Below are 3,998 nucleotides of genomic sequence, written 5' to 3' on the forward strand. Positions count from 1 at the left end.
CCCCAGCGCCTGCAGCTCACACCGCTGCCCGCGCTGGCGGTGATGCGCGGCTCCGATGCGGGCTTGCGCGTCGTGATCCTGGCGCAATGCGACGGTCAGCGGGTGCTGTTCCAGGAGGTCGCTGGTGACGCGGCTCCCGGCCGCCCCACGATCGAACCGGTCGAGGTATTCGCCGAGCAATGGAGCGGCGAACTCATCCTCGTCAGCAGCCACGCCAGCACGGTCGGGGCACTGGCCAAGTTTGATTTTTCGTGGTTTGTGCCCAGCCTCGTCAAATACCGCAAGCTGCTGGGTGAAGTGCTGCTGATCAGCTTCTTTCTCCAACTCTTTGGTTTGGTCTCGCCGCTGTTCTTTCAGGTGGTGATGGACAAGGTCCTGGTGCACAAGGGCATGACCACGTTGGATGTGCTGGTCATCGGCCTGGTGATCGTGGTGGTGTTCGAGAGCGTGCTGGGCGCCTTGCGCGCCTATGTGTTCAGCCACACCACCAGCCGCATCGACGTGGAGCTGGGCTCGCGCCTGTTTCGCCACCTGGTGCAATTGCCTCTGGCCTACTTTCAGGCCCGCCGCGTAGGCGATTCGGTGGCCCGTGTGCGCGAACTGGAAAACATCCGCAGCTTTCTCACCGGCAACGCGCTCACCGTGCTGCTCGATGTGTTCTTCTCGGTGGTCTTCATCGCCGTCATGCTGTTCTACAGCGTGCCGCTCACGCTCATCGTGCTGGTGAGTTTGCCGCTGTACTTTGGCCTGAGCCTGGCGGTGGTGCCCCTGCTGCGCCAGCGGCTCGACGTGAAGTTTGCCCGCGGCGCAGAGAACCAGGCCATGCTGGTGGAGACCGTCACCGGCATCCAGACCGTGAAGGCCACGGCGCTGGAGCCCAGCTTTGGCAAGCGCTGGGACAACCAGCTGGCTTCTTATGTTTCAGCCAGCTTCAAGACACAAAATCTCGCCACCGTGGCGCACGAAGGCGTGAACCTGATTGGCAAGCTGGTGAACGCCGCCACGCTCTGGTATGGCGCGCACTTGGTGATGGACAACGCGCTCACCGTGGGCCAGTTCGTGGCCTTCAACATGTTTGCCCAGCGCGTCTCCCAACCCATCATGCGCATGGCCCAGCTCTGGACCGACTTCCAGCAAACCGGCATCTCGGTGGCCCGCCTGGGCGACATCTTGAACACCCGCACCGAAGTGCCGCCCACCAGCACCGCCCAACTGCCTTTGCTCAAAGGCCGCATCACGCTGGACAAGCTCACCTTCCGCTACCGGCCCGAAGCCACACCGGTCTTGAACGGCATCAACCTCGATGTGAGAGCCGGTGAAGTCATCGGCATCGTGGGCCGCAGCGGCTCGGGCAAGAGCACGCTCACCAAGCTGGTGCAGCGTTTGTACAGCCCTGAGGGCGGGCGCCTGCTGGTGGACGGCATCGACATCGGTTTGATCGACGCCGCCCAGCTCAGGCGGCAGGTGGGCGTGGTGCTCCAGGAAAACCTGCTGTTCCACCGCAGCGTGCGAGAAAACATTGCCATCACCGACCCGGCCGCCCCGATCGAAGCTGTGATGCGCGTCGCCCAGCTGGCCGGCGCGCACGCATTCATCAGCGAGCTGCCCGAGGGCTACGACACCGTGGTGGGCGAACAAGGCGCTTCGCTCTCGGGTGGCCAGCGCCAGCGCATCGCCATTGCCCGGGCGCTGTTCACCAACCCGCGCATCCTGATCTTTGACGAAGCCACCAGCGCGCTCGACTACGAGAGCGAGGCCATCATCCAGCGCAACATGGCCCAGATCTGCCAGGGCCGCACCGTGCTCATCATTGCCCACCGACTATCGGCCGTGCGCCGGGCGCACCGCATCATCGTCATGGACAAAGGCCACATCGTCGAGGTCGGGCCGCACGACGCCTTGCTGCAAAAACCCAAAGGCCTCTACCACTACCTGTGGCGCATGCAAGACGGCAGCCCAAGCGGCGAAGGGGGCCAGGCATGAGCGCCGGAACAATCGCCGACGCCGTGGCAGAAGTCACCCCCGAGGCCCGCGCTTCCACCACAGCGGCCAGCAACTTGCCAGCCCAGCCGGCGCGCCACCCCGTCTTGGAACTGCTGGCGCGCTACAAAGCCGTCTTCCTGGCCGCCTGGACACACCGCGCCGAGCTCGCGGGCCCTCAGCGCCTGGCCGACGAAGTGGCGTTTCTGCCCGCCGCCCTCAGCCTGCAAGACACGCCCGTACACCCCGCGTCGCGCCGCCTGGCCTGGGGTCTCATGCTCTTGTTCGTGCTCGCCATTCTCTGGGCCAGCCTGGGCAAGATCGATATCGTGGCCGTGGCGCCCGGGCGCATCATCGTGAGCGAACGCACCAAAGTCATACAGCCTCTGGAAGCCAGCGTGGTCAAACGCGTGCTGGTGAAAGACGGCGACCGCGTGCACGCCGGCCAGGTGCTGGTGGAGCTGGACCCCACCGAAGCCAGCGCCGACAAGGCCAGCGTGCAAGAGCAGCTCGCCACCGCCCAGAGCGAACAGCAACGCACCACCGCCCTGTTGCAAGCGCTGCACACCGGTCAGCCCCCCATTCTTCCGTCCAGACCCGCCTCCACCCGGACCCAGCCAACCTCCGGACGGACAGAGTCAAGCTACTTTCGGACCGAGTCAACCTCCGTTTGGACCGAGTCAACCTCCGTTTGGACCGAGTCAACCTCCGTTCGGGCTGAGCCTGTCGAAGCCCTCGCACAAACCCAGGCCCAGTTGCAATCCGAGTGGCAAGACATCAGCGCCAAACTCGCCCGGCTAGACGCAGAGGCCGCGCGCCACCAGGCCGAGATGGCCACCGTGCAAGCCAGCATCGCCAAACTGCAAGCCACATTGCCCCTGGCCCGCGCCCGCGAGGCCGACTTCAAGCGCCTGGTGGACCAGGGCTATATGTCGAACCACGCCACGCAAGACCGCACCCGCGAACGCGTCGAGCTGGAACAAGACCTGAACACCCAACAAGCCCGCCTGGCGGAGGCCGCCTCTACCCTGCGCGAATCCGCCCAAACCAAAGCCGCGCTCAAAGCCGAAACCACCCGCCAGCTCAGCGACCGCCGCGCCCTGGCCACCACCCAAGCCCTGCAATTGCAGGCCGAGCTGGCCAAAGCAGATCAGCGCGAGCGCCTCACCCAGCTCACCGCCCCGGTCGATGGCGTCATCCAGCAGCTGGCCATCCACTCCGTGGGCGGTGTCGTCACCAGCGCCCAGCCGCTCATGATCGTGGTGCCCGGGCAGGCCCAGGTCACCGCCGAGGTGAACATCTCCAACCAGGACATCGGCTTTGTGAACGCCGGGCAGCTGGCCGAAGTGAAGCTGGAAACCTTCCCCTATACCCGCTACGGCACGGTGGATGCCACCGTGAACATCGTCACCGCCGATGCCGTGACCGATGAAAAACGCGGCTCCTATTACCCCGCCACCTTGACCTTGAGCCAAAACACCATGGATGTAGATGGCAAACGCGTGCCCTTGAGCCCGGGCATGAACATCACCGCCGAGATCAAGACGGGGCAGAGAAGGGTGATTGAGTTTTTGTTGAGTCCCGTGCAAAGGGCGGGCTCTGAGAGTTTTCGCGAGCGTTAAAGCCCTTCAGGCTACACACTGAGTTGACATGAACTACCCATATCTCGTTGCGCCTAATGAACACCGGCTGCACCCCTATTACAAAAGACTGAACATCATTGGCATCTTATTTACAATTTTTATTGCACCAGCCAATGAACTATTCATTAGACCCAATTTGGAACATATAAAAAACTCACATGAATTTCCCTTTAAAACTTTACTGTTGATACTGAACTTGGAAATAAATCATTCTATGTGGGCGGGCATTTTCATGGCAATAACGGCATTTATATTTGCAGAATGCGCAATATTTCTATGCCTCCCAAAATTGAAACTAAAAATGGAGAGAGTAACTATACGATCGGGACTCCCAAAATTCCATGAATATGCAGAAGCATATTTCTCTATAGAAAA

Annotated in this window: 2 protein-coding genes; both read left to right on the forward strand. The window is 62.0% G+C overall.

Going from position 1 to position 3,998, the window contains the following annotated elements:
- On the forward strand, positions 1 to 1,983 hold a 1,983-nt coding region (locus ABYB95_RS18630), incomplete at its 5' end, for a type I secretion system permease/ATPase (RefSeq protein WP_372660236.1).
- Complete coding sequence (locus tag ABYB95_RS18635) at positions 1,980 to 3,602, forward strand: HlyD family type I secretion periplasmic adaptor subunit (RefSeq protein WP_372660238.1); 1,623 nt, start codon at positions 1,980 to 1,982, stop codon at positions 3,600 to 3,602. The genes ABYB95_RS18630 and ABYB95_RS18635, both read left to right, overlap by 4 nt.
- The last annotated feature ends 396 nt before the right edge of the window (positions 3,603 to 3,998 follow it).

The sequence above is a fragment of the Hydrogenophaga sp. genome, from assembly GCF_041633695.1.
GTDB lineage: Bacteria > Pseudomonadota > Gammaproteobacteria > Burkholderiales > Burkholderiaceae_C > Hydrogenophaga.